The sequence below is a fragment of the Klebsiella pneumoniae subsp. pneumoniae HS11286 genome, from assembly GCF_000240185.1.
In the GTDB taxonomy this organism is placed as follows: domain Bacteria; phylum Pseudomonadota; class Gammaproteobacteria; order Enterobacterales; family Enterobacteriaceae; genus Klebsiella; species Klebsiella pneumoniae.
In genome coordinates this window covers 2,245,554-2,267,515 of record NC_016845.1, presented here as the reverse complement: position 1 = coordinate 2,267,515, position 21,962 = coordinate 2,245,554, and the positions used below count along the sequence as shown (strand labels likewise).

Below are 21,962 nucleotides of genomic sequence, written 5' to 3'. Positions count from 1 at the left end.
GGGAATGGGTTTGATCCCGATACGCTTTTCGCCAACACTAAATAATAACGACACACAGGAAGCCCTATGTCTATTTCACGTCCTCGCCCGCAGCGCGGCGACTTTCCGCCGGGAACCCGGCAGTATGGCAGCTCGGAACTGGGCGCGCCGCTGCTGTGGTTTCCTGCGCCGCAGGCCGACAGCCGTAGCGGGCTGATTATTGCCGGTACCCACGGTGATGAGAATTCGTCGATTGTGACCCTCTCCTGCGCCCTGCGCACCCTGAAACCCGAGCTGCGCCGCCACCACGTGGTGCTGACGGTCAATCCTGACGGCTGTCAGCTCGGGCTGCGCGCCAATGCCCGCGGCGTTGACCTCAACCGTAACTTTCCGGCAGCCAACTGGAAGCAAGGGGAAACGGTTTACCGCTGGAATAGCGCGGCGGCGGAGCGCGACGTGGTGCTGTTGACCGGCGAGCAGCCGGGTTCGGAACGGGAGACCGAGGCCCTGTGTCAGTTGATCCATCAGATTCATCCGGCGTGGGTGGTCTCCTTTCACGATCCGCTGGCCTGCATCGAAGATCCGGGCCACAGCCCGCTGGGTCGCTGGCTGGCCGACGCCTTCTCCCTGCCGCTGGTGGGCAGCGTGGGCTACGACACGCCGGGCTCCTTTGGCAGCTGGTGCGCCGATATCGGACTCCCCTGCATCACCGCCGAGTTCCCGCCGGTCTCCGCCGACGAGGCAACGGAGCGTTACCTGCCGGCGATGACCGATCTGCTGCGCTGGCAGGCTTAAAGATGAAGCACGCCGGTGCTGAACCGCAGCGCCGGCTCAACGTCCACCGCCAGCCATGTCGGGCCGTCGAGGTCAGCGAAGCGCGCCAGCGGCGCCAGAGGGAGCGCGGCGGCGATCCCGCGCGAGGTGCAGAGCATACAGCCCAGCATCCGTTCAAATTCCTGCCGTTCCGCCTCCCCGGCCAGAGCCAGCGCTTCGGTCAGGCCGCCCGTTTTATCCAGTTTGATATTGATCATCTCATAGCGCCCGCGCAGCCGCGGCAGGCTCTCCCGGGTGTGGCAGCTCTCGTCGGCGCAAATCGGCAGCGGATGAACGAAGTTTTCCAGCGCCGAGTCGTCGTCGGCGGGGAGCGGCTGCTCAAGCATCGCCACACCGAGGTCCGCCAGCAGCTGACAGCGCGCCGCCAGCCCCTCGCTGTGCCAGGACTCATTGGCGTCAACAATCAGCGTAGCCTCCGGCGCCGCCTGGCGGATAGCGATTAGCCGCTCACTGATCAGTCGATCGTCGAGCTTCACCTTCAACAGCTGGGCCCCTGCCTGCCACAGCGCCGCGGCGCTGGCCGCCATCTGATCCGGCGTGCCAATGACCACCGTCTGGGCGGTAATCACCCGGTCAGGCAACGCCACGCCCAACAGCTGGGCCAAGGTTTTGCCTTCGCGCCGGGCCTGCAGATCCCATAGCGCGCAGTCAATGGCATTGCGGGCGGCGCCTGCCGGCAGCAGCCGCTGCAGCTGTTCGCGGGTAAGCCCCGCCTCCAGTTGCTCGCCGATCGCCATCACCTGGGCCATGACCGAGGCGATGCTCTCGCCATAGCGGGGATAGGGTGTGCATTCGCCTACCCCTTTCACGCCGTCCTCTTCCAGTTCCACTACCACCACTTTTGCCTCGCTGCGGCTACCGCGGGCGATCACAAAAGGGGTATGGAGCGGCCAGGCTTCCTCATACACTCGCACGTTACGCATTCCCTTGTCCTCTCTGGTAAATGTTAAATAGGGTTTGCCGTGTAGCTGGCGGATGTCATACACTACTCGCGACGTTAACTATATGTAAACAGGAAGATAACCATGTCACAAACCGTGCATTTCCAGGGCAACCCCGTTTCTGTTCAGGGCACCATTCCGCAGGCAGGCGCTAAAGCGCAGCCGTTTACGCTGGTCGCCAAAGATCTCTCTGACGTCGCGCTGAGCCAGTACGCCGGCAAACGTAAAGTACTGAATATTTTCCCGAGCATTGATACCGGCGTGTGTGCCGCATCAGTGCGTAAATTCAACCAGCTGGCCGCTGAACTGGACAACACCGTAGTGCTGTGCATTTCCGCTGACCTGCCGTTCGCCCAGTCCCGCTTCTGCGGCGCGGAAGGCCTGAGCAATGTGGTCACCCTGTCCACGCTGCGCGGCGCGTCCTTCCTCGCTGACTACGGCGTCGCCATCGCCACCGGTCCGCTGGCTGGCCTGGCTGCCCGTGCGGTGGTCGTTATCGATGAAAACGATCAGGTCGTCTACAGCCAGCTGGTGAACGAAATCACCGAAGAGCCGGACTACGACGCCGCGCTGGCCGCCCTGAAAGCCTGATAACAGATTGCCCGGGCGCATCGCGCTCGCGGACATTCGATCTGCCCAGCCCTCGCTCTGCGAGGGCTTTTTATTGCCGCGGCGCATAGCGGGAGATAGCCCGCGCCATCGCCGGGCCGGTCAGCAAAATGGTAAACAGCCGCAGCGTCTGTAGCGCCATAATAAACGACATGTCCGCCCGGGTGCCGGCGGCGATAATCGCCACCGTGTCCAGGCCGCCGGGGCTGGTGGCCAGATAGGCGGTCATAAAGTCCATCTGCAGAATGTGGGTCAGGGCAAGGGCCATCAGGGCGCACATCAGGATCAGTCCGATGATGGAGGCGATAATCTGCGGCAGCGTCTTGAGGGCCAGCAGAAAAATGGCTTTATTAAACTGGAGCCCCACCGTCCAGCCCAGCACCGCATAGGCCATCGCCAGCAGCCACTCCGGCAGCTCCAGCATCAGCCAGCCGCCGCCCTGGGCCAGGGCGCCAAGCAGCATCGGCAGCAGCATGGCCCCGGAGGGGATGCGCAGCCGCATGCCCAGCCAACAGGCCACCGCCGTCAGCAGCAGCGTGAAAGGGAAATTCAGGGTCAACGATGGAAACCAGACAATATCCTGAGTCATTTCCTGTGCTTCATTGCCCAGGGCATAGCGCACCACCAGCGCCGCCGCGCCGACGACAAACAGCACCCGCAGATACTGCATGAGCGCCACCAGCCGCACATCGGCCCCGTACTCCTGGGCCATCACCACCATTGCCGACGCGCCGCCGGGAGAGCTTCCCCAGGCGCCAGTGGCGCCCGGCAGCGCGCTGTAGCTGACCAGCAGCCAGCCGGTAAGGCCGCTTATCGCCAGGGTGGTCAACAGGATCGCCAGCACCAGCGCCCAGTTGTTGAACAGCACGCCAAAAAACAGAGGGATTAATCGCCCGGGCGATCATGCAGCCGACAATGGCCTGCGCCACCAGATAACAGGGGCGAGGGATGCTCAGCTTCACCCCGCGCAGGCTCAAAATGAGACCGGCGATCAGCGGCCCCAGCAGCAGCGCTGCCGGCAGGTGTATTCGTAACAGCAGCGAGGAAAAGAGAACAGAGAGCAGCAGCAATATCAGCCAGTGCCCGATCGCGCGACGCGACGCCAAGATGCACCACCCCGGAAAAAGGATTAAAAAAACCAGTATATACAGGTTTGGCCCGCTTTGCAGGCCGGGATGCCGGCGACGTGGGTCGCCGGCCTGGCGGGATTATTCGTCGCCCTTTTTCTGACTCAGACCATATTCACGCAGCTTATTGGCGATGGCGGTATGCGACACCCCCAGCCGCTTCGCCAGCTTACGGGTGCTGGGGTAGCTGCGATAGAGCTGGGTCAGCACCGAGCGCTCAAAGCGGCGGGTGATGTCGTCCAGCGACCCTTCCATGGCCTCCTCGCCCACCGGCAGCGAGGCGACGTCATGGTCCGGCAGCAGAATGTCCTGTGGACGCAGCTCAAATCCTTCCAGCTGGGTCAGTGCGCGATAGACGGCATTCTTCAGCTGGCGGACGTTGCCGGGCCAGCTGTAGCGGGTAAGCACCGTACTGAGATCGGCAGAGAGCTTCGGCCGCGGGATCCCCTGCTCGTCGGCAAAGCGGGCCACGAACAGCTCCGTCAGCGGCATGATGTCCTGCGGGCAATCGCGCAGCGGCGGCAGATACAGCGTCAGGACGTTGAGGCGATAGTAGAGATCTTCGCGGAAAAGCCCTTTCTGCACCAGCTCGATCAGGTTTTTCTGCGTCGCGCAGATCACCCGCACATCGACGTGCACTTCATGATCCTCGCCAACGCGGCGGAAGGTGCCGTCGTTGAGAAAGCGCAGCAGCTTGGTCTGCATGCGCGGCGACATCTCGCCAATTTCATCCAGCAGCACCGAGCCGCCGTTGGCTTGCTCGAAGAAGCCCTTCTTGCCCTGCAGCGCGTCGCCAAACAGCTCGCTCTCGACCGCGTCCTCGGGAATGGAGCCACAGTTGAGCGCCAGATAGGGTTTGCCCGCCCGCGGACTGGCCAGATGGCAGGCATGGGCCAGCAGATCTTTACCGGTGCCGGTGTCGCCGACAATCAGCAGCGGCGCGCTGAGCATCGCCAGCTTGCGCGCTTGCTCCACCACGTGGCGCATTTTCGGCCCCACCGCGAGGATCTGACTGAAAGCGCTGGTATCCTGGCTGGTCATGGTCTGCAGCTGGCGTCCCATGCGCACGGTTGAGCGCAACATCGCCACGGCGCCGGTCAGCACTCGCTCGTTATGCTCTCCTTCCAGATAGACCGGAGTCACTTCCAGCAGGTAGTTCTGCCCATTCACCACCACATGCTCCGCATGCGTCTCCTGCGGGCTGCTCTCCAGCCAGCGCTGAACGTTAAAATCGGCGATCAGCTGGGCCACCGGGTGGTTACGCAGCTTCGCCTGGCTTTGGCCAAACAGCAGGCAGCTGGCGGGGTTCGCCAGTTCCACCCGACCTTTGGTATCCAGCGACAGCACCGGCTCCGGCATCGCTACCAGCAGCGCGCTGAGCGCCAGGTGTTCACGTTCAGACGGCATCCAGGGCACGGTGCGCACGTCCGTCACGCCGGCGATACGGCGGATCTCAGCCATCAGGCTGCTGAACGTGGCGAATTCCAGTTCGGCGAAATTGAGGTAAATTCGGCCAATAGGGTCAATATCGATACCGCGCAGGTCAATACCACGCAGCACCAGCAAATCGAGCAATTCACGAGTCAGACCGAGACGGTCTTCACAAAAGACTTCAAGACGCATGGGAGTGTTCACCCTAAAAGTGCCAATGACGGGAGAATAATAGGCCAGGAATGGGTTTTCGGGAAGCTAACTGTCAACAATTATTGACAGTGTGGCGGAAAAATGGGCGCTGTGGCGTAAAGTCAGACGGTCAGTGGTTAAATCACCGGCCAGGCGGCCGGTGAGTCTTGGGTCAGGCGTGGAAAGCAGGCAGCCACTGACGGTTCTCAGCGATCACCTCATCCAACGCCAGTTCGAGCTTCTCGCCGCTGACGATCAGCGGATTCAGCATCAGAGCACGCCATGCGGTATGGCGGTTGCCGGTGAGCGCGGCCTCGATAGTCAGCCGTTCAAATGATTTCATCAGCTGCAGCAAACGCAGGGTATCTTCCGGGAACGGCGCCACATTGAGAGGTAGCGGACCAGAAGCGGTAATCAGCGAGCTGACCTCTACCGCGCAGTCATCCGGCAGGCCATTGATGGCGCCGTTATTACGCGTGTTGACGTGCATGATAATCCGCTTGTCGTTGTAGATGGCATTCATCAGCTCGCAGGCCGCCTCGGAATAGTACTGGCCGCCGCGCCCTTCCAGCGCCTTCGGTTTGACTGCCAGGTGCGGGTCGCGGTACTGGTCAAACAAGATTTTTTCCAGCTGCTTAACCACTTCCCCGCGGGTTCCTTCGCCGCCCGCCTCCGCCAGCTCCTGGCGCAGCAGATCGTCTTTCATGTAGTAATAACGCAGATAGGCGCAGGGGATCATGCCTAAGCCCTGCAGCAGATGCGACGGCCAACGGAACGGCGGAATGTTGCGCGGCACCAGCGGATCCCGACCGGCGTTGATCTCGGCTATCACCTCCGGCAGCCATTCTTTACCTTTGTGCAGGATCTGGCGCACGAAGATAAAGTGGTTCAGGCCGGCGACCTGCATCACCACCTCTTTTTCGTCAGCGCATTGCAGCAGAGTGGTTATCCCTTTTTGCATAATCACCGGCACGTTACACAGGCCGACGGCTTTGATGCGGCTGTGGCGCAGGATCGCTTCGGTCACCATCCCCGACGGGTTGGTAAAGTTCAGCAGCCAGGCGTCGGGACACAGTCGCTCCATATCGGCAGCGATCTCCAGGGCGATGGGAATGGTGCGACAGGCGTTGGCGAAGCCGCCGAGGCCATTGGTCTCCTGGCCGATCAAGCCATACTTGAGGGAGATACGTTCATCGCTGATCCGGGCGTCAAGGCAGCCGGCGCGAAACTGCGAGCAGACGAAATCGGCATCGCGCAGCGCGCTTTCCCGGTCAAGGGTGGCCACCACTTCAATAGTCAGCCCGGCTTTGGCGATCATTCGCCGCGCCAGTCCGGCGATAATCTCGACTTTCTCTTTGCCCTCTTCAATGTCCACCAGCCATAGCGAAGCGACTGGCATTTCATGATAGCGGTTGAGCAAACCTTCAATCAGTTCCGGGGTGTAGCTGGAGCCACCGCCAATCACCACAATTTTGAGTCCTGACATGGTATACCTCGGTTTAGTTACGATATAACTATTTAAAACCGGCAAAACTGGCCTAACAAACGAATTAAATCGGCCTATGCATGAACTCAATTAATGCATAAGGGAGACAATCTGCGCTTGAGCAACAAAGCATCCTTGCGCTGCTGCAGACCTTTGAGGTGACCGCCCGCCACCTGAGCTTTACCCTTGCCGCGCATGAAATGAACCTTACCCAGGGAGCGGTCAGCCATCGGATCCGCAGGCTGGAGATGCACATCGGGTTTCGCCTGTTTATCCGCATGACGCGTAAACTGGCGCTGACAGAGGAAGGTAAGCGGCTGCTGGCGACGTTAAGCCATTCGCTGCGGGCGATTAACGATGAAATTGAGGATATTCGCGATCAGGATCTGCGCGGCACGCTGCATATTGGTATTGCGCCGACGCTGGCCCATCTGTGGCTAATGCCGCGTCTGCCGCGCTTTCAGACGCAATGGCCGGGACTGAATCTGCAGTTTCGCGTGCGCGCCGGGGTGATGGATTTTAACGAGGAGCGGGTGGATCTGGCAATTTACTACGGCGCCACGCGCTATCCCGATCTTTATCAACAGCGGCTGATGGCGGAAAGTTTGCTCCCGGTCTGCTCCCCGCGTTATCGCCAGCAGTATCGTCCGCTGAGCGGCGGCGACCCGGCGGCGCTCGTCTGGATCCATGCGTGCGAATCCACCGACGTACAGGATCAATTTGCGGAATGGCGCCTGTGGTGCCAGCACAGCGGACAGGCGTTACCTTTTGACGGCCGGTATTACGCGGTGAATAACCACTCGCTGGCCATCGAGATGGCGCTCAATGGACTCGGCGTGGTGATGGGGCGTAAAACGCTGATCCAGCCGCTGCTCGACGCCGGCAGGCTGGTGGCCTTGTCTGAAAATGAAGCGCCCTCGCCCTTTGGCTATGACCTGATTTGTCCGCAGGAGAACCGTTCCCGCCCGCGCTTTCGCGCCTTCAGCGAGTGGCTGGCGGCGGAATGCGCCTAATCGAATATTGCCAGGGTGCACGTACCAGAGCTTGACGTCGAAGGCCGGGCAAGGCGAAGCCGCCGCCCGGCGATGTCTCTGAGCGGAGGTTACTTCTCCGGGTGGGTTTTGCTTTTCTGCAGGGTCTCTTTCAACTGCCCAATCAGCTCGCGACGAAAATCGCCGAGTCGCGGTTTATCATCGGCGATCCACGGCAGCGGGCGGCACAGCTCCATCGCCTTGATCCCGAGACGGGCGGTCAGCAGGCCGGCGCCAATGCCCTGCGCGGCGCGCGCCGACAGCCGGGCCGCCAGATCCTGCGACATCCAGTCCATGCCCACCTCGCGCACCAGTTCGCTGGCGCCAGCGAAAGCGATATTGAGCAACACCAGGCGAAACAGTCGCAGACGGCTGTAATACCCGAGCTCAATGCCGTACAACGTGGCAATTCGGTTGATCAGCCGCAGGTTCCGCCAGGCGATAAACGCCATATCCACCAGCGCCAGCGGGCTGACGGCAATCATCAGCGTCGACTCCGCCGCCGAACGGCTGATTTCCCGCCGCGCCTGGGCATCGAGCACCGGCTGCACCAGCTGCGCATAAAGGCTCACCACTTCACGGTCGCTTTGCGTTTCGTGGATCGCGGCATACCAGCGCTGCAGCGCCGGATGCGACTGATCCAGCCCGGCCTGCTGCGCCAGCTTCTCACAAAACGCTTTCGCTTTACCGACCGCGTGACTGTGCAGCATATCGCGCGCTTCATCGCGTTCGTGGGCGCGCTGGCGCAGTCGCCACAGACGGCGCCACTCGGTGGCCAGCGAACCGACGCCGGCTCCGACGATCAGCGCCCCGGCGACGCAGCCGCCCAGCGCAATCCAGTCCTGGGTCTGCCAGGCGTTAGCCGTCCACTGCACGCCTTGCGCCACGACGCTGACGCCGAAGATCGCCAGTCCGGCGCTGACCATCCGCCGCCACAGGCTGCGTTTGGGTCGCAGGACCGACTCCACCACCGCTTCCGCCGCCCCCTCTTCCTCTTCGCCGGTCACCAGCCGCGCTGGCGCGAAGTTGTCCGCCTCCAGGGTGTCGAAGGCGCGAGCGCCTTTCAGCGGCGGAATTTTCTCCGCTTGCAGCGGCCCATCAAAATCAATCCGCGGTTTTAACGGTTCGCTCATCGCAGTTTATCTCCAATCAAAAATTCCAGCGCCGCGTCGAGACGAATGTGCGGCAAAGGCCGATCGACATCCATGACCTGCGGACGAAAGTTTTCAAACTGAAATCCCTGCTGCTGCCAGAAGGCCTGGCCCGGCAGGCGCGCCGGCACCTCACCGGGATAGATGGTCAACGGCTGGCCGTCGCTCAGGCGATTGCCGCGCAGGGCGGGAATTTTCTCGCCATTCACCTCAATCAGCCCGCTCTGGGTCGCCTGAATGGACGCCAGCCCCAGGCAATCCATACTGATCCCTTCAAAGGCGGCGTTCTGCCACGCGTCCTGAATCAGTTGCTGCAGGAGCGACACCATATTGCTGTGCTGATCGATCGTGACGTGATCGGCTTTGGTAGCGGCAAACAGCAGCTTGTCGATAACCGGCGAAAACAACCGGCGGAACAAGGTGCGCTGCCCGTAATGGAAACTTTGCATCAGCTGGGTCAGCGCCAGGCGCATATCGTTAAACGCCTGCGGCCCGCTGTTGAGCGGCTGCAGACAGTCCACCAGCACAATCTGCCGGTCGAAGCGCAGGAAGTGCTCTTTGTAGAACCCCTTCACCACCCTTTCGCAATAGTATTTGTAGCGTTCGCGCAGCATGCCGGCGTTGCTGTGTTTATCGGCCTGCGCCAGCTTGGCTTCGCCGACGGCGTCGACGTCGGGCCACGGGAAAAACTGCAGCGCCGGCGCGCCCGCCATTTCTCCGGGCAGGACAAAGCGCCCGGGTTGGATAAAGTGCAGCCCTTCACGCTTACAGGCGTGGAGATAGTCCGTCCAGGCGGCAGCGATATCCGCCAGCCGAGCCTCGTCGGCAGGGGCTAGCGGATCCAGCCCGGCGCACAGCTGCCGCCAGCGGGCCGACCACTCCGCACGCTGTCCCTGCAGGAGCCCGGTCATCTGTCGTGACCAGCTCAGATAATCCTGCGCCAGCATCGGCAGGTCGAGCAGCCACTCCCCCGGATAGTCGACGATCTCCAGATACAGCGTGGAGGTATCTTTAAAATGGCGCAGCAGGGAGTCATTCGAACGGTAGCGCAGCGCGAGACGGATCTCGCTCACCCCGCGCGTCGGGGTTGGCCACATGGGGGGCTGGCCGTACAGCTGGGCCAGCCCTTCGTCGTAGGTGAATCGGGGAATGCCAAAGTCCCGCTGCGGCACGCGCTTGACGCCGAGCAGCCGCTCTTCGCGTGCGGCGCTCAGCAGCGGCAGGCGGGCGCCGGTGTGGATATTCAACAGCTGGTTGACCAGCGCGGTGATAAACGCCGTTTTACCGCTCCGGCTCAGGCCGGTCACCGCCAGACGTAAATGCCGGTCAACCCCGCGGTTGACCAGCGCATTCAATTCAGTTTTCAGTCGCTTCATCGCCAGTCCGTTATGCCCTGAAGGTATGTCTCGTCATCATAAGCTATCTGCCGGGGATAAGCAGGACAACGTTAATCCTTTTGCGCCTTCCCCACGGCGGCATTATTTCATCCCGCGCGTGACGCGGTTGGCCAGCCGGCTGAGCAGCGGCTCCAGCGCCACCGCCAGCAGCATTTTCAGCGGCCGACGCGCGACCGATTTAACCGCCCAGCCGGCAACGCCCGCCGGGCCATAACGCAGCGCGGTCAGCAGCGCCAGCTTACCGACGATTTTCAGACCGGGCTTCACCTGCTGCCCGGCGCGTTGCCATTTGCTATTCATGCGTTGCCTCATTCGTTAGAAACAGGGTTTACAGCTGGCGAAAGCGGCTGCGCAGCGTAAAGGTGTCGGAGGTCACATACCGCTCCATTTCACGCAGACGCTGTTCACCGGAGGCCAGTTCGGCATCCACGGCGGCCAGCAGATCGCCATTGCTCGGCGCTTTATGACCGTAAAGCTCGCTGTCCGGTATCGGATCCAGAGCAAAAGTCAAAATGATGTAGGCCACCAGGACAAAGAAAAAGAGGCCGAAAATCATCGCCAGCACGGTAATCAGGCGCACCAGCTTCACCGGGACATCAAGATGCTGAGCAATACCCGCGCAGACGCCCTTCACCATCCCGCGCTGCGGGATACGCCACAGTTTTTTATTCAGATCCAGTCCGGCCATTATTTGTCCCTCCAGTTCGGATGTTCGGCATCCAGGATCGCTTCCAGCGCCTGAATGCGTTCGCGCATCCGCTTCGCGTCATCGGTCAACTGCAGCAGCCGTTGCTGCTCATTTTGCGTCAGACTGCCGTTGGCGCCGCGATTGTTGTAGTGCAGCCACAGCCAGACCGGCAGAACAAACAGCACAAACAGCGTCAGCGGAATGGCGAGAAAAAGCATGCTCATGTGTACTCCTTACAGGGGGTGAGCCGCGGCGCAACGCCGCGCCGCGCAATCATACTTACTGGTTGGACTGATTCATTTTGGCTTTCAACGCCGCCAGCTGCTCGCTGATTTCATCGTCCGCTTTCAGTTCGGCAAACTGCTGATCCAGCGTCTGCTGCTTGCCAAAGCGGTGGCTCTCCGCTTCCGCTTCCATCTGATCGATGCGACGCTCAAAGGATTCAAAGCGCGCCATCGCCTCATCCAGTTTACCGCTGTCCAGCTGGCGACGCACATCGCGGGACGAACTCGCCGCCTGATGGCGCAGCGCCAGCGCCTGCTGACGGGCGCGGGTTTCGCTGAGTTTGTTCTCCAGCTCGCCAATCTCTTTTTTCATCCGCGCCAGGGTTTCATCCACCAGCTGCACTTCATGATCCAGCTGAGCGATAAGGTCGGTCAGCTTTTGTTTTTCGATCAGCGCCGCCCGGGCCAGATCTTCTTTCTCTTTGCGCAGGGCCAGCTCGGCTTTTTCCTGCCATTCCGCCTGCTGGGCGACCGCCTGCTCAATACGACGGGACAGCTGTTTCTTTTCCGCCAGCGCGCGGGCCGATGTCGAACGCACCTCAACCAGCGTGTCTTCCATCTCCTGGATCATCAGACGCACCAGCTTTTGCGGGTCCTCCGCTTTCTCCAGCAGGGAGTTGATGTTGGCGTTCACGATGTCGGCAAAACGAGAAAAAATACCCATAATTTCAATCCTCATAGTTCTGGTTTCAGGCATTCACCTGTGGCTTAGCTAATACAAATGGCGTGCCAACTTTTTATCTTATTGATTTTAAACAGGGTGGTTGCGAAACGTGCTGGGCATTGCTACAGTCACCTGGTTAATTACACTACTTAATGGCGAAATTCATCATGGCGCAGTACAAGGATAATCTGCTGGGCGAGGCCAACAGCTTTCTCGAGGTGCTGGAACAGGTTTCCCGGCTGGCCCCGCTGGATAAACCGGTGCTGGTCATCGGCGAGCGCGGCACCGGGAAAGAGCTTATCGCTAACCGTCTCCACTACCTCTCCAGCCGCTGGCAGGGGCCGTTTATCTCGTTGAACTGCGCGGCGCTGAACGATAATCTGCTCGACTCGGAGCTGTTCGGCCACGAAGCCGGGGCTTTCACCGGGGCCAGCAAGCGCCATCCCGGGCGCTTCGAGCGCGCCGACGGCGGGACGCTGTTTCTCGATGAGCTGGCGACAGCCCCAATGCTGGTGCAGGAGAAGCTGTTAAGAGTGATTGAATATGGCGAGCTGGAGCGCGTGGGCGGCAGCCAGCCGCTGCAGGTTAACGTCCGGCTGGTGTGCGCCACCAACGCTGACCTGCCGCAGATGGTCGAGGAAGGTCATTTTCGCGCCGACCTGCTCGACCGCCTGGCCTTCGACGTGGTACAGCTCCCCCCGCTGCGCGACCGGCAGAGCGACATCATGTTGCTCGCCAACCAGTTTGCCATCCAGATGTGCCGCGAACTCGGTCTGCCGCTGTTTCCCGGCTTTAGCGAACGAGCGACCGCGACGCTGCTCGGCTACCGCTGGCCGGGGAATATTCGCGAACTGAAGAACGTGGTTGAGCGCTCGGTGTATCGCCACGGCGACAGCGAACATGAGCTGGACGCGATTATTATTAATCCTTTTCGTCAGTCCCCCGGCTCTCCGCCGGAAGCCGCGCCCGGCGATGAGCTGCCCGCGCTACCGCTGGATCTGCGCGATTTCCAGCTCCAGCAGGAAAAACGCCTGCTGCAGCGGAGTCTGGAGCAGGCGAAGTATCATCAGAAGCAGGCGGCGGAGCTGCTGGGATTAACCTATCACCAGCTCCGCGCGCTGCTGAAAAAGCATCAGCTGTGAGAGGCGCGCGGCAGCAGCAGCGCGCTCACCGCCATCGCCCCCAGACATAAGACGGCGTTAAACCACAGGGCATACTGGGCGGCATGGGCCATGCCCAGCGGTAAAAACAGCGCGAAAAGTGACGCTGTCACGGCGATACCCATCGCCCCGCCCAGCGAGCTGCCCATCTTATAGATCCCCGAGGCGACGCCGATTTTGTTCTCCGGGGCATTGGCCACCGCGGTATCCGTCGATGGCGTGGCGTAGCAGCCCAGTCCGAGGCCAAACAGCACGTTGCTGGCGAACACCACCCCGATATACAGCGCCTTTTCGAGAAAGGTGCAGGATATCAGCGCGATGGCGATAGCGGTCAACACCGGACCGGCCATCATCGGCAGCCGGGCGCCATAGCGCTGCAGCAGCTTCTCGCCGACCCGGATCATCGCCAGGACGGTCACCAGATAGCCGAGGGTCATCATCCCGCTCTCCAGCGGCGTCAGGTGGTGCCCTTGCTGCAGCCAGATGCTGGCGATCATCATGGTGCCAATCGCCCCATTGAGCAGAAAGTTCGACAGCACTGCCGCACCGTAGGCCCGATTGCGGAACAGCGCAAAATCAATCAACGCCGCCTCGCCTTTGCGCATGCCGTTGCGGATAAATATCGTCCCCGCCGCCAGCGCCCCGGCCAGCATGGTCAACGACAGCGGGCTGCTCCAGCCCCAGCCGTGGCCCTTGCTGATAAACAGATTCACCAGCACCAGCGCAACAATCAGGCTCAGCAGACCGCCGACGTCCAGCTTATGCTGGCTGGCGCTGGCGCTGCGGCTCTCCGGCGTGCCGCGCAGCAAAAACAGCGCCAGCAGGGCAACGGCGATCGAGAAGACGAAGATCCAGCGCCAGCCCAGTCCGGTGGCGATAGCCCCGCCAACGAAGGAACAGAGACCGCTGCCGCCCCACGAGCCGATGACCCAGAAGCTGACCGCCCGCTGCCGCGCACGCCCCTCATACCAGGTCTTAATCAGCGCCAGCGTCGCCGGCATAATGCAGGCCGCTGACAGCCCCTGCAGCACCCGGCCGGCGAGGAACAGCCCCGGTCCCTGAGCGACCACCAGCATGGCGCTGCCGACGATACTCAGCCCCAGCCCAATGGTGGTCATCCGCATCCGGCCAAACTTGTCCGCCAGACCGCCGCTGGCGACCACGAAGCAGCCGCTGAACAGCGCGCTGAGACTGACGGCCAGGGTTAAGGTCTCAAGAGAGATATCAAGACTGCTTATCATCGCCGGCACCACGTTAATCACCGACTGGGCGAACAGCCAGAAGGTTAAAACGCTTAACACAATCCCCACCAGCAGGCGATCGTTGCCGACAAACGGGGTGTCGCTTATTGTGACAGTGCTCATCGCATGGCCCTCCCGTTTCTCGTGATTAGCGCAGATAGCGTTCCGTCAGGCCGCACCACAGCGCCGCGCCGGTCAGCAACAGCGCGTCGTTGAAGTCATACCCCGGGTTATGCACCATGCAGCGATCCGGCTCATCGCCAGCGCCGATGGTGAAATAGCTGCCATGCGGGTGCTGCTCCAGCATGAAGGCAAAATCTTCACTGCCCATAAACGGCTTCACCTCGCCCACCTGCTCTGCGCCAAACAGCGCTGTCGCCACCTCCCGCACCATGGCGTTCGTCGCCGGATCGTTACGCAACACCGGGCTGCCGTTGACGTGGGTCAGCGTGGCGGTGGCATTGAAGCTCTCCGCCTGGGCCACGGCGATATCATGGATCCGCTGCAGCACGGTCTCGCGCACCTGCTCATTGAGGGTGCGCACCGTGAGCTTCATCAGCACGTGATCGTTAATGATATTGGGCGCATGACCGGCCTGGATGCTGCCGACGGTCACCACCGCCGGTTCAAACGGGGTGATATTGCGCGAGACAATGGACTGTAGCGCGAGGGTAATATGGCAGGCCACCAGCGTGGCATCCACCGTATGCTCCGGCACCGCGCCGTGGCCGCCAACGCCCTTCACTTCAATATGCAGCGTATCGGAGGAGGCCATCATCGCCCCGTCGCGCAGGCCGATCTTGCCCAACGGCTGACCCGGCATATTGTGCAGGCCGAAGATGGCGTCGCAGGGGAACTGGTCAAACAGACCGTCCTCGACCATTACCCGCCCGCCGTACAGCAACTCTTCCGCGGGCTGGAAAATCAGCTGCAGCGTGCCGGTAAACTGCCGGGTGCGCGCCAGATATTCAGCTGCGTAGAGCAGCGTGGTGGTGTGCCCGTCATGGCCGCAGCCGTGAAAGCGCCCTTCAACCTGGCTTGCCCACGGCTTACCGCTCCGCTCCTGCATCGGCAGGGCATCCATATCCGCCCGCAGGCCAAGGCGTTTTTTCCCCTCGCCGACGCGCAGCGTGCCCACCACTCCGGTGCCCGCCAGGCCGCGGTGAACCTCGTATCCCCACTCGCCAAGCAGTCGGGCGACCTCGCTGCTGGTCTGGTGCTCTTCAAAGCCGATCTCCGGCTGCTGGTGGAACCGACGACGCAGAGCGATAAATTGCGCCTCGTTAACCTGCAATGCTTCTAGCAACGGATGTGTCATTTTTGTTATTCCTGTGTTGTGTTTGCACGACACTTTCGAGTTTATGCGGGTGGCTCAGCTTGCAGGCGCGCTTTTTTGTTTTATATTGACGAAAAATCAATGAGTGTTTTTCATACATATCGGTTATGACAAAAAACAACCGGTTGTTTTTTGTCTACAGAGGAGAGTCATGTGGAGCAGCATGCAGGCGACTTTAGCGTCACCGTACGCGATGTGCGTCAGCTGACCCAGCCGGAAAGCGATCTGCTGACGCTGCTGTGGGTGCTGGAGGGAAGCGTAAATCTGGCGGTGGCGGAAGGTGCGTCGCAACCGCTCGTCGCCGACGGGCTGGCGATCGTTAACCGCAACCGTCGCTGGAGCCTGCGCAGCGCCGGGGCCAACGCCGTGATGATCCTCACCCTCTCCGCCAGCTGGCTGGCCCGCCTCGATAATGCCTTTTTTGCCGTCGATTACCAGATAACGCCGCGCACCCGGGATGCCGATGACGGCCTGCGTCGCCTGATGCGCCAGCTGCTGGTGAGCGGCCTGGTCAATCATCCTGGCCATTACCGACTGGAGGCCAACCGCTGGCTGAGTGAGATAGCGCTGCTGCTGGCCACGCGCTTTAGCCAGCCCATCGCCTCCACGCCCCGGCGCGATACCGAAAAATGGAGCCGGAGAATAGCCAGCGTGGTAGCGCGGATCGACGCTAACTATCAGCGTCGCCTCTCGTTGCAGGAGGTGGCGGCCGCGGAATTTGTCTCCGAGGCCTGGCTGTCACGCTTATTTCGCAAAGAGGTCGGGGTAAGTTTTGTCCAGTACCTCACCGCGCTGCGCCTGCGCCACGCCGCCGACCAGCTATTAACCACCCGCAAAACCGTCCAGCAAATCGCCCGCGAACAGGGATTCGCCAGTACGCGAATGATGAGCGATTTGTTTAAGCGCCAGCACGGCGTGACGCCGCGCCAGTATCGTGAACAGCATCCTCTGGAGCTTGCCCGACCGCGCCCGCCGCAGGCCGATCGCTGGCAGCCGGTGGCGGCCGACCGGCTGTATGCGCGACTCAATGAGCCGGAACCACGCGACCGGGAAAGTCCCCCCCTGCCGATCAACCCACCGCAGACCCGGGAGATCAATCTGCGCGATCGTCCAGCGCGCCCCGCAGCGCTGCGCCATACCCGGATGGTGGTGACCGTGCGCGAACTGGACGATCTGCTGCGCGAAGATGTGCGCCGGGAACTCGAACAGCTGCACCACGCCCTACCGGTGTATGCCATCGATATCAACGATCCCTTTCTCAGCAGTCGGCTGTTCGGCACCGGCTGGGACGATCCGCAGATGGCCGGCTACGCCTGCTGGTACAACCTGCAGCAGATTTTTAGCTGGCTGGCGGCGATGGGCTGGCAGGTGATCCTGCACACCGGCGTCACCACCCGCAGCGACCTGCTGCAGCGCTTCCTGCAGCTCGCCGCCAACCATTTTCCGCCAGCCACGCTCAATAGCTGGCGCTTTGTCTGGCACTGGTCGCCGCAGGCCAGCGAAGCTGCGCGCCAGGCCGCCTGGCGGCAGCAGCGCGGGGTCCTTCATCGCCTGCTGCCGCAGCCGCAGCTGGGGATCTGGCACCGCTTTGCTCCCAGCGATCCCGGGAACGATCCGCTGTTCCACTCGCCGCTGCTGGCAGAGGCGGATTTTCTCGCCTGCCAGGCAGATGCCAACGAACAGCTGGATCTGGCCCAGGCAGACAGCAGCCGCCTGGCCTCCAGCGAACATTATCCGCTGCACAAGCTGCGGCAGATCCACAGCGCCCTGCGCCAGCGTCAGCTCAACCTGCCGCTGTGGCTGCTCTCCTGGAATACGCTGACCGGCGATACGCGGGATACCAACGGCCGCTTTTTTCGCGGCGCGCTGCTGATGGATAATCTGCTGGGGGTGGCGGACCAGGTCTGGCTGGCGGGCTTCTGGTTAAATTCAGGCCTCCAGGGCGAAGCTCGCGCCAACGGCAAGCTCGATACCTCCAGCCTGGCGCTGCACTATCTGCACGGCCTGCCGCGCCCGGTTTACTGGGTACTCTGGCTCTGGCGGCGGCTGCGCGGCGAGATCCTGGTTCACGATAAAAACCTGCTGCTGCTCCACCACCAGGGTCACTACCAGCTGCTGCTGCGCAATACGGTGGTCTACAATCCCTGGCTCTCCAGCGAAGCGGCCTTTATCCAGCGCTTCAGCCAGCCCTACAGCGTGCGGCTGCAGGGCCTGGATGGCAGCTGGCGCATCAAACAGCACCTGTTCGATCAGCACCACGGCGCGTTGTTCCCGCTGGTGGACGCCTTTCGCAGCCGCAGCGGCCCTGACGCCGAGGATTATCAGTGGCTGATGCATCAGGCCCGTCCGGCGCTCAGCGTGGATGAAGCCAGGCTCAATGGCTATTGGCTGCGGATCGACTCGCTGCAGAGCAACGCGCTGGCGCTGTACGAGTTTACCCCTCAGTCGCCCACAGCCCCCTGAAGTAAACCGTGAATTTTCCGCTGGCTTTCCGTCGTTGCCGGATTAAAGACCAGCAGGGAAAGATCGGGACGGCCCTCCACGGCAAAGGAGGTAAATTCCAGGTCGAGCTGACCCATCTGCGGGTGGTTAATGCGCTTATAGCCTTCTCCATGACCGGCGACGTCATGGCTTTGCCAAAAACGGGCGAACTCGACGCTCTGCTGGCTGAGCTCCGCGATCAACTGGTCAGTTTCTTTCGTGGCGCCCATCCGCGTGACGTCGGCGCGGAAGGCGTTGACGATAAGCTGCCCCACCCTCTGCCAGTCCTCCAGAGTGCAGCGGGCCTCCGGCCGGGTAAACAGGCGGCGCAGCACGTTGCGCTCCGCCAGCGGCAGTTGGCTGTAGTCGGTCAGCACCCTGGCCGCCGGCGCATTCCAGGCGATGACGTCCCAGCTGGCGGTGCGGATAATCGCCGGAATGGTGAAAGCGTCAAGCACCCGCTGCAGCCGCGGCGTCATATCATCCGTCACCGTCAGACGCGTCTGCGGCGGATGGCCAAAGGCGAGAATAAACAGATGTTCGCGCTCCGGGGTGGTCAGCCGCAGACCGCGGGCGATCCGCTCCAGCACCTCGCGGGAAGGCGCCCCGCCGCGCCCCTGTTCAAGCCAGGTATACCAGGTCGGGCTGATGCTGGCGAGCTGCGCGACCTCTTCGCGGCGCAGCCCCGGGGTGCGCCGGCGTCCCGCCGGGAAGCCAAACGTTGCCGGATCGAGACGCTGGCGGCGGGCGCGGAGAAAATCGCCTAAAGCATGGTTGTCAGAAGTGTTCATCATCTGCCTGTGGGTTCTGCCTGTTAGAATTTATACCCCGATAATGTCTCTACTTTTATAGTATGACATCGCAGGTAGGATACGCCTGAAACCCATTCAGGAGATCCATGATGCGTATATTTCTTACCGGCGCGAGCGGATTTATCGGCTCACGTATTCTTCCGGCGCTGCAGGCGTCGGGCCATAAGGTTATCGGCCTCGCGCGCAGCGAAAGCACCGCACAGGCCCTGAAGGCGGCCGGCGCCGAGGTGCATCGCGGCACGCTGGATGCCCCGGAGTCGCTGCTGGCTGGCGTCGGGAACGCCGACGCGGTGATCCATACCGCCTTCGACCACGACTTCAGCCGCTTTGCCGCTAACTGCGAGAAAGACCGCCAGGCGATCCTGGCCCTGGGCCAGGCGCTGCGAGGCAGCACGCGGCCGCTGGTGATCACCTCCGGCACGCTGATGGGCGACGACGGGAGCGGCGCCCCGGCCCGGGAGTCGTTCTTCAACTCAGCGCACCCCAGCCCGCGCACCGCCTCAGAGCTCGCCGGCCAGCAGTTGCTGGAGGCGGGAGTGGATGTCAAGGTGGTCCGCTTACCGCAGGTGCATGACACCGTGCGTCAGGGACTGCTGACCTGCTACATCGAACGCGCGGTCGCCAACGGGGCGGTAGCCCTGCGCGGCGAGGGAAGCAACCGCTGGTCAGCCGCCCATGTCGATGACGTCGCACGTCTGTATGTCAGCGCGCTGCTTCAGGGCGCGGCCGGCGAGCGCTATCATGCGGTGGCCGAAGAGGGGATCGCATTACGCGATATTGCCGCGGTAATTGCCCACGGATTAAACCTGCCGCTGACCCACCTGGATGAGTCGCAGGTCGACGCCTGGTTCGGCTGGTTTGCGCCGTTTACCGCCCTTGACCTGCGCGCCAGCTCGGCATGGACCCGCGAGCGCTTGCAGTGGCAGCCGGTTGGCCCCGGGCTGCTGGAGGACCTGCAGAATATGGACTATCATAAAGTGACACTGTCACAATAATCGAAACACGCTCCCCCTGTATCACACCCGACGGGTACGGCTAGTCGCCCGTCGGGTCATCGGCTTTCTCCCCGCTATACTGAATCTATTCTCTAGCGTCCGCACGTCGTCGCCGTTTGGTCAACCGCGGCCAAACAGAGCTGACTGGCGATATCGGCGATAAAAAGTTACCATGTTTCACTATACAGACTCGGTTCCGCGACTATTTTAATCAATTGACTGAATACTATACGCACCCGGTAACCGCATTATCCCTCAGGCTTGTTGAAGGCGGTGGTGAATGTCTATTAATCTTAATAAGATAGAGTTCAGCTCTATAATCAAACAGAAAATATGCGCCTGAAATTGTCATCTCTCCTGGCAGCCGTTTCCCTGCTGTGTGGGCCAGCTTTTGCCGCCCCTGCGCTCCCCGACCGCGCCGATATCCGCGATAGCGGTTTCGTCTATTGCGTCAGCGGCCAGGTTAATACCTTTAATCCGCAGAAAGTCAGCAGCGGCCTGATTGTCGATACGCTGGCCGCTCAGATCTACGATCGTCTGCTTGACGTCGATCCCTATACCTACCGGCTGGTCCCCGAGCTGGCGGAGAGCTGGGAAGTTCTCGATAACGGCGCCACCTACCGCTTTCACCTGCGCCGCCACGTCCCGTTTCAACGCACGGCGTGGTTTACCCCGACGCGGGACTTTAATGCCGATGACGTCATTTTTACCTTTGGCCGTATTTTTAACCGCGACCATCCGTGGCACAACGTCAACGGCAGCAGCTTCCCCTACTTCGACAGTCTGCAGTTTGCTGACAGCGTGGAGAGCGTCCGCAAGCTGGATAATCAGACCGTGGAGTTTCGCCTCAAGCGGCCGGACGCCTCGTTCCTCTGGCATCTGGCCACCCACTATGCGTCAATTACCTCTGCCGAATATGCCGCCCGCTTAACGCAGGACGACCGCCAGGAGCAACTGGATCGCCAGCCGGTTGGCACCGGCCCGTTCCAGCTATCCGATTACCGCTCCGGACAATATGTTCGCCTGCAGCGCCACCCCGGCTACTGGCGCGGCAAACCGTTGATGCCCCAGGTGGTGGTCGACCTTGGCTCCGGCGGCACCGGCCGCCTGTCGAAACTGCTAACCGGAGAATGCGACGTGCTGGCCTGGCCGGCCGCCAGCCAGTTGACGATCCTGCGTGACGACCCGCGCCTGCGCCTGACGCTGCGCCCGGGAATGAACATCGCCTGGCTGGCCTTCAACACCGCCAAGCCGCCGCTGGATAACCCTGAGGTGCGCCATGCGCTGGCGCTGGCGATTAACAACCAGCGCCTGATGCAGTCCATCTACTATGGCACCGCGGAGACGGCGGCGTCCATGCTGCCGCGGGCCTCGTGGGCCTACGATAATGACGCTAAAATTACCGAATATAATCCGCAGGAGGCCCGCGCCCGCCTGAAAGCCCTGGGGCTGGAAAACCTGACCCTCAAGCTGTGGGTGCCCACCAGCTCGCAGGCGTGGAATCCCAGCCCGCTGAAAACGGCGGAGCTTATCCAGGCGGATATGGCGCAGATTGGCGTTAAGGTGATTATTGTGCCGGTAGAGGGACGTTTCCAGGAGGCGCGCCTGATGGACATGAGCCACGACCTGACGCTCTCCGGCTGGGCGACGGACAGTAACGATCCGGACAGTTTCTTCCGACCGCTGCTAAGCTGCGCGGCCATCGCCTCGCAAACCAACTTTGCCCACTGGTGTAACCGGGAGTTTGACGACGTGCTGCAAAAAGACGCTGCTCTCGCAGCAGCTCTCCTCGCGGATGGACGCTTACAAAGAGGCGCAGCGCATCCTCGCCCGCGAACTGCCGGTCCTGCCGCTGGCCTCGTCGCTGCGGCTGCAGGCCTACCGCTATGATATGAAAGGCCTGGTGCTCAGCCCTTTCGGTAACGCTTCGTTCGCTGGCGTATCGCGGGAAAATACCGAAGAGGTGAAGAAGCCATGATTATTTTTACCCTGCGCCGTCTGCTGCTGCTGCTGATCACCCTCTTTTTTTCTGACCTTTGTCGGTTTCAGCCTGAGCTATTTCACCCCTCATGCCCCACTGCAGGGCGCTTCCCTGTGGAATGCGTGGCTGTTCTGGTTTGAAG

General features: G+C 61.6%; 21 protein-coding genes. 8 read left to right on the top strand and 13 right to left on the bottom strand.

Annotated features, from left to right (window positions below; genetic code table 11):
• Positions 1-66: 66 nt before the first annotated feature.
• A complete protein-coding gene (locus KPHS_22210) occupies positions 67-774 on the top strand; it encodes a murein peptide amidase A (protein YP_005226521.1) in 708 nt (235 codons plus the stop codon).
• On the opposite strand, the gene KPHS_22200 is transcribed toward KPHS_22210, so the two are convergent.
• Positions 771-1,736 (bottom strand): L-Ala-D/L-Glu epimerase, a muconate lactonizing enzyme, encoded by a 966-nt coding sequence (locus KPHS_22200; RefSeq protein YP_005226520.1) that lies wholly within the window; start codon positions 1,734-1,736, stop codon positions 771-773. The two genes, KPHS_22210 and KPHS_22200, sit on opposite strands and share 4 nt — an antisense overlap.
• A 102-nt stretch (positions 1,737-1,838) precedes the next feature.
• Between KPHS_22200 and KPHS_22190 the strand changes: the two genes are divergently transcribed.
• The gene (locus tag KPHS_22190) at positions 1,839-2,345 is read left to right on the top strand and encodes a thiol peroxidase (protein ID YP_005226519.1); all 507 of its coding nucleotides are present in this window, start codon (positions 1,839-1,841) and stop codon (positions 2,343-2,345) included.
• A 70-nt stretch (positions 2,346-2,415) separates the two neighbouring features.
• Here the strand turns inward: KPHS_22190 and KPHS_22180 are convergent, their stop codons facing one another.
• From KPHS_22180 to KPHS_22160, 3 genes are all read right to left on the bottom strand, one after another.
• The gene (locus KPHS_22180) at positions 2,416-3,231 is read right to left on the bottom strand and encodes a putative transport protein (RefSeq protein ID YP_005226518.1); all 816 of its coding nucleotides are present in this window, start codon (positions 3,229-3,231) and stop codon (positions 2,416-2,418) included.
• A 340-nt stretch (positions 3,232-3,571) separates the two neighbouring features.
• Positions 3,572-5,113: a DNA-binding transcriptional regulator TyrR gene (locus KPHS_22170; protein ID YP_005226517.1), complete on the bottom strand. Its 1,542-nt coding sequence runs from the start codon at positions 5,111-5,113 to the stop codon at positions 3,572-3,574.
• Between the two features lie 172 nt (positions 5,114-5,285).
• On the bottom strand, positions 5,286-6,599 hold the full coding sequence (locus KPHS_22160; RefSeq protein ID YP_005226516.1) for a putative alpha-galactosidase/6-phospho-beta- glucosidase: 1,314 nt from the start codon (positions 6,597-6,599) through the stop codon (positions 5,286-5,288).
• Positions 6,600-6,757: 158 nt separating this feature from the next.
• Between KPHS_22160 and KPHS_22150 the strand changes: the two genes are divergently transcribed.
• Positions 6,758-7,612, top strand: coding sequence for a putative LysR family regulatory protein (locus tag KPHS_22150; protein YP_005226515.1), 855 nt, complete (start codon positions 6,758-6,760; stop codon positions 7,610-7,612).
• 89 nt (positions 7,613-7,701) lie between these two features.
• Here the strand turns inward: KPHS_22150 and KPHS_22140 are convergent, their stop codons facing one another.
• From KPHS_22140 to KPHS_22090, 6 genes are all read right to left on the bottom strand, one after another.
• Entirely contained in the window at positions 7,702-8,763 is a 1,062-nt protein-coding gene (locus tag KPHS_22140) for a TIGR01620 family protein (RefSeq protein YP_005226514.1), read from the bottom strand.
• Entirely contained in the window at positions 8,760-10,157 is a 1,398-nt protein-coding gene (locus tag KPHS_22130) for a YcjX family protein (RefSeq protein YP_005226513.1), read from the bottom strand. Before KPHS_22130 ends, KPHS_22140 begins: the two co-directional genes overlap by 4 nt.
• A gap of 102 nt (positions 10,158-10,259) precedes the next feature.
• Complete coding sequence (locus KPHS_22120) at positions 10,260-10,478, bottom strand: phage shock protein PspD (RefSeq protein ID YP_005226512.1); 219 nt, start codon at positions 10,476-10,478, stop codon at positions 10,260-10,262.
• Positions 10,479-10,506: 28 nt separating this feature from the next.
• Positions 10,507-10,866 carry a DNA-binding transcriptional activator PspC gene (locus KPHS_22110; RefSeq protein ID YP_005226511.1) on the bottom strand — a complete coding sequence of 120 codons (360 nt, stop codon included), beginning with the start codon at positions 10,864-10,866 and terminating at the stop codon, positions 10,507-10,509.
• Positions 10,866-11,090, bottom strand: coding sequence for a phage shock protein B (locus KPHS_22100; protein YP_005226510.1), 225 nt, complete (start codon positions 11,088-11,090; stop codon positions 10,866-10,868). The genes KPHS_22110 and KPHS_22100 overlap by 1 nt, the downstream gene beginning before the upstream one ends.
• A gap of 55 nt (positions 11,091-11,145) precedes the next feature.
• Positions 11,146-11,814, bottom strand: a complete 669-nt coding sequence (locus tag KPHS_22090; RefSeq protein YP_005226509.1) for a phage shock protein PspA — start codon at positions 11,812-11,814, stop codon at positions 11,146-11,148.
• A 152-nt stretch (positions 11,815-11,966) separates the two neighbouring features.
• Here KPHS_22090 and KPHS_22080 point away from each other — a divergent pair, with 152 nt between their 5' ends.
• Positions 11,967-12,956: a phage shock protein operon transcriptional activator gene (locus KPHS_22080; protein ID YP_005226508.1), complete on the top strand. Its 990-nt coding sequence runs from the start codon at positions 11,967-11,969 to the stop codon at positions 12,954-12,956.
• Here the strand turns inward: KPHS_22080 and KPHS_22070 are convergent.
• A complete protein-coding gene (locus KPHS_22070) occupies positions 12,947-14,338 on the bottom strand; it encodes a major facilitator family transporter (protein ID YP_005226507.1) in 1,392 nt (463 codons plus the stop codon). The two genes, KPHS_22080 and KPHS_22070, sit on opposite strands and share 10 nt — an antisense overlap.
• 25 nt (positions 14,339-14,363) lie before the next feature.
• Complete coding sequence (locus tag KPHS_22060) at positions 14,364-15,533, bottom strand: putative amino acid amidohydrolase (protein YP_005226506.1); 1,170 nt, start codon at positions 15,531-15,533, stop codon at positions 14,364-14,366.
• Between the two features lie 171 nt (positions 15,534-15,704).
• Here KPHS_22060 and KPHS_22050 point away from each other — a divergent pair, with 171 nt between their 5' ends.
• The gene (locus KPHS_22050; RefSeq protein ID YP_005226505.1) at positions 15,705-18,014 is read left to right on the top strand and encodes a putative helix-turn-helix AraC-type transcriptional regulator; all 2,310 of its coding nucleotides are present in this window, start codon (positions 15,705-15,707) and stop codon (positions 18,012-18,014) included.
• Here the strand turns inward: KPHS_22050 and KPHS_22040 are convergent.
• Positions 17,993-18,823, bottom strand: coding sequence for a helix-turn-helix domain-containing protein (locus KPHS_22040; protein YP_005226504.1), 831 nt, complete (start codon positions 18,821-18,823; stop codon positions 17,993-17,995). The genes KPHS_22050 and KPHS_22040 overlap by 22 nt on opposite strands.
• A 107-nt stretch (positions 18,824-18,930) precedes the next feature.
• Between KPHS_22040 and KPHS_22030 the strand changes: the two genes are divergently transcribed.
• The 3 genes from KPHS_22030 to KPHS_22010 all read left to right on the top strand — a co-directional run bounded on the left by KPHS_22030 (position 18,931) and on the right by KPHS_22010 (position 21,960).
• Complete coding sequence (locus KPHS_22030) at positions 18,931-19,839, top strand: SDR family oxidoreductase (protein ID YP_005226503.1); 909 nt, start codon at positions 18,931-18,933, stop codon at positions 19,837-19,839.
• Positions 19,840-20,172: 333 nt separating this feature from the next.
• Positions 20,173-21,729, top strand: coding sequence for a peptide transport periplasmic protein (locus KPHS_22020; protein ID YP_005226502.1), 1,557 nt, complete (start codon positions 20,173-20,175; stop codon positions 21,727-21,729).
• A gap of 84 nt (positions 21,730-21,813) precedes the next feature.
• The gene (locus KPHS_22010; protein YP_005226501.1) at positions 21,814-21,960 is read left to right on the top strand and encodes a hypothetical protein; all 147 of its coding nucleotides are present in this window, start codon (positions 21,814-21,816) and stop codon (positions 21,958-21,960) included.
• Positions 21,961-21,962: the final 2 nt, after the last annotated feature.

Excerpts from the sequence above, each read along its gene's own strand:
- KPHS_22210 (YP_005226521.1), top strand. The coding sequence starts at position 67 with ATGTCTATTTCACGTCCTCGCCCGCAGCGCGGCGACTTTCCGCCGGGA.
- KPHS_22200 (YP_005226520.1), bottom strand. The coding sequence starts at position 1,736 with ATGCGTAACGTGCGAGTGTATGAGGAAGCCTGGCCGCTCCATACCCCT.
- KPHS_22190 (YP_005226519.1), top strand. The coding sequence starts at position 1,839 with ATGTCACAAACCGTGCATTTCCAGGGCAACCCCGTTTCTGTTCAGGGC.
- KPHS_22170 (YP_005226517.1), bottom strand. The coding sequence starts at position 5,113 with ATGCGTCTTGAAGTCTTTTGTGAAGACCGTCTCGGTCTGACTCGTGAA.
- KPHS_22160 (YP_005226516.1), bottom strand. The coding sequence starts at position 6,599 with ATGTCAGGACTCAAAATTGTGGTGATTGGCGGTGGCTCCAGCTACACC.
- KPHS_22140 (YP_005226514.1), bottom strand. The coding sequence starts at position 8,763 with ATGAGCGAACCGTTAAAACCGCGGATTGATTTTGATGGGCCGCTGCAA.
- KPHS_22130 (YP_005226513.1), bottom strand. The coding sequence starts at position 10,157 with ATGAAGCGACTGAAAACTGAATTGAATGCGCTGGTCAACCGCGGGGTT.
- KPHS_22120 (YP_005226512.1), bottom strand. The coding sequence starts at position 10,478 with ATGAATAGCAAATGGCAACGCGCCGGGCAGCAGGTGAAGCCCGGTCTG.
- KPHS_22110 (YP_005226511.1), bottom strand. The coding sequence starts at position 10,866 with ATGGCCGGACTGGATCTGAATAAAAAACTGTGGCGTATCCCGCAGCGC.
- KPHS_22100 (YP_005226510.1), bottom strand. The coding sequence starts at position 11,090 with ATGAGCATGCTTTTTCTCGCCATTCCGCTGACGCTGTTTGTGCTGTTT.
- KPHS_22090 (YP_005226509.1), bottom strand. The coding sequence starts at position 11,814 with ATGGGTATTTTTTCTCGTTTTGCCGACATCGTGAACGCCAACATCAAC.
- KPHS_22080 (YP_005226508.1), top strand. The coding sequence starts at position 11,967 with ATGGCGAAATTCATCATGGCGCAGTACAAGGATAATCTGCTGGGCGAG.
- KPHS_22070 (YP_005226507.1), bottom strand. The coding sequence starts at position 14,338 with ATGAGCACTGTCACAATAAGCGACACCCCGTTTGTCGGCAACGATCGC.
- KPHS_22060 (YP_005226506.1), bottom strand. The coding sequence starts at position 15,533 with ATGACACATCCGTTGCTAGAAGCATTGCAGGTTAACGAGGCGCAATTT.
- KPHS_22040 (YP_005226504.1), bottom strand. The coding sequence starts at position 18,823 with ATGAACACTTCTGACAACCATGCTTTAGGCGATTTTCTCCGCGCCCGC.
- KPHS_22030 (YP_005226503.1), top strand. The coding sequence starts at position 18,931 with ATGATGCGTATATTTCTTACCGGCGCGAGCGGATTTATCGGCTCACGT.
- KPHS_22020 (YP_005226502.1), top strand. The coding sequence starts at position 20,173 with ATGCGCCTGAAATTGTCATCTCTCCTGGCAGCCGTTTCCCTGCTGTGT.
- KPHS_22010 (YP_005226501.1), top strand. The coding sequence starts at position 21,814 with ATGATTATTTTTACCCTGCGCCGTCTGCTGCTGCTGCTGATCACCCTC.